Annotated in this window: 2 protein-coding genes; both read right to left on the reverse strand. The window is 61.2% G+C overall.

The window, feature by feature from the left end:
- Positions 1-297: tRNA-dependent cyclodipeptide synthase (locus KEM60_RS14170; RefSeq protein WP_219108364.1), on the reverse strand; the 297-nt coding region annotated here is incomplete at its 3' end.
- A 1-nt stretch (position 298) separates the two neighbouring features.
- Positions 299-726: DUF1684 domain-containing protein (locus KEM60_RS14175; protein WP_219108365.1), on the reverse strand; the 428-nt coding region annotated here is incomplete at its 5' end.

Consider the following 726-nt stretch of genomic DNA (forward strand, 5'->3'; position numbering starts at 1 on the left):
TCCCACCTCACGCAACCCCGTCCGCACCTTATTCACCACATACCGCCCCTGACGACGCGCCTTCACCCGCGCCCGCCCCTCCTCATAACCCAACGCCACCAACGTATGCACCGCCGACACATCAGGCACAAAAAAACTCACCCGAGGAAACGACGACACCGCCCACCCCACCAACTCCGTCACCCGACGCTGATGAAAATACCCATTAAACGGCGACACCCCCACACACACATGCTCCGCCGACCCCAACACACCCCGACACGACTCCGTCAACGCCCGACACGAAAAAGACACCACCTCACACACCCCCCACCACAGAACCCAAACCACCCTCACCCAACCACACCACATGCCGCTCCCCACCACGCACCGCCACACCCAACCGATTCTGCGCCGGCGGCAACGGACAATTAAAAAAATCAGAAAAACCACACGGCGGAATAAACGCCCGATTAAAATCCACCACCACCGGACCCGACCCCACCACACCCTCCAACCGCAAAAAACGCCCCGGCGCATGCGACTCCACCCCCGTCGTCGCATCCGCAAACACCACCACCAACGCCCCATGATCCACAAACGTCAACAACTCATACCGCACACCACCCAACACCACCACCAACACCCCCGGCACCCGCTTCGCATGCCGCGAATCCTCCACCCGCGAAAAATCCCACCCCACCGACTCCACCACCCCCGACGACACAAACTCACCCACCACCACCA

This window comes from Austwickia sp. TVS 96-490-7B (genome assembly GCF_019331795.1).
GTDB lineage: Bacteria > Actinomycetota > Actinomycetes > Actinomycetales > Dermatophilaceae > Austwickia.